The organism is Actinotalea ferrariae, assembly GCF_019733465.1.
GTDB lineage: Bacteria > Actinomycetota > Actinomycetes > Actinomycetales > Cellulomonadaceae > Actinotalea > Actinotalea ferrariae_A.
The window spans coordinates 1-1,237 of record NZ_JACVQL010000392.1 but is presented as its reverse complement, the minus strand read 5'-3'; the positions used below and the strand labels follow the sequence as shown (position 1 = coordinate 1,237).

Here is a 1,237-nt window from a genome sequence, read left to right as displayed (position 1 = left end):
GTCCCGACGAGCGCCGCGACGAGCACCCCCGAGCGGGTCACGGTCTGCTGGGTCGCCGCGGCCGCGACGGTCGCGGGGAGGGCGCTGATGACGCGCACGTCGGCGCCGTCGTCGCCGAGGCCGACGGCCACCGCGCGCCGCATGCCCCCGACCCCCGCCGCGACGTCGGCGAGCTCACCCCCACGGGCGCCGTCGAGGTCGGGGCGGGCCACGAGGTGCAGCCCCGTCACGCCCGCCTCGGCGGCCAGCAGAGCACCCCCGTCGACGAGGAACGGTCCGTACGCCGGCAGCCGGACGCGGCCCGAGGTCCCGGGCTTCTCGACCTCGGCGTCGAAGCCCCCGCCGTCCAGCAGGTCCGCCTCCCAGAGCGGGGTGCTGGTCGCGGTCACGGTCCCGACCACGCGCACTGTGACGACGTCGTCCGACCGGCCGCCCTCGGGCTGGGCCACCGACGCGGCGACCCGGCCCAGCGCCACCTCGTCGCCCGGGGCGAGGCCGAGCAGCGACGCGGTCGACGCGAGCAGCACCGCCTCGAGCGGCCCGTCGCCGACGCGCTCGGCCGGCCAGCGGCCCGCGACGAGCTCGGCGTGGTCCGCCAGGGCGTCCGTCGGCCCGGCCAGGTACGCCATCCGCACCGGCTCACCGGGCAGGGCCCGGAGGCTCGACGTCACCCAGGCCGTCGTCACCGTGTCGTCCCCGAGCCGGTCCGTGACGGTCTGCCGGAGCTCCGTCGCGACCGCGACCGGGTCCCCGCCCACGACGGCGACGTCGATCCGGACGTCGACGTCCTCGGGCGGAGCCGAGCCCAGCGACGCGTCGAGGGCGGAGTCCTGGCCGGCGGTCAGCAGCAGGGCGCACAGCCCGAGCAGGGTCGTGCCGAGGACGACGACGGCGAGCAGGGTGGCGAGCAGCGGCACCTGCGTCGGCGCCCGGTGCACGACGACGGCGGCGCGGTCGACCAGGGCGAGGGGCCATCCGTCGCGTCGGCGACGGGTCATGCGTCGGCGAGCCGGCCGTCGGCGATGCGGACCGCCCGGTCGGCGAGCGCGATCATGACCGGGTCGTGCGTCGAGACGATCGCCGTCATCCCCTCGGCCTCGACCACGGCGCGGATCAGCGACATCACGGCCAGGCCTGTCTCGGTGTCGAGCTGACCCGTCGGCTCGTCGGCGACGAGCAGGCGCGGGGACCCGGCCAGCGCGCGTGCGATCGCGACGCGCTGCTGCTGCCCGCCGGA

Annotated in this window: 2 protein-coding genes; both read right to left on the bottom strand. The window is 77.8% G+C overall.

Annotated elements, in window-relative coordinates:
* A partial coding sequence (locus tag ICW40_RS20220; protein WP_221655769.1) for a hypothetical protein occupies positions 1 to 998 on the bottom strand: 998 nt, incomplete at its 3' end.
* Positions 995 to 1,237 (bottom strand): ATP-binding cassette domain-containing protein (locus tag ICW40_RS20215; protein ID WP_221655768.1); only part of this gene is annotated, 243 nt, incomplete at its 5' end. The genes ICW40_RS20220 and ICW40_RS20215, both read right to left, overlap by 4 nt.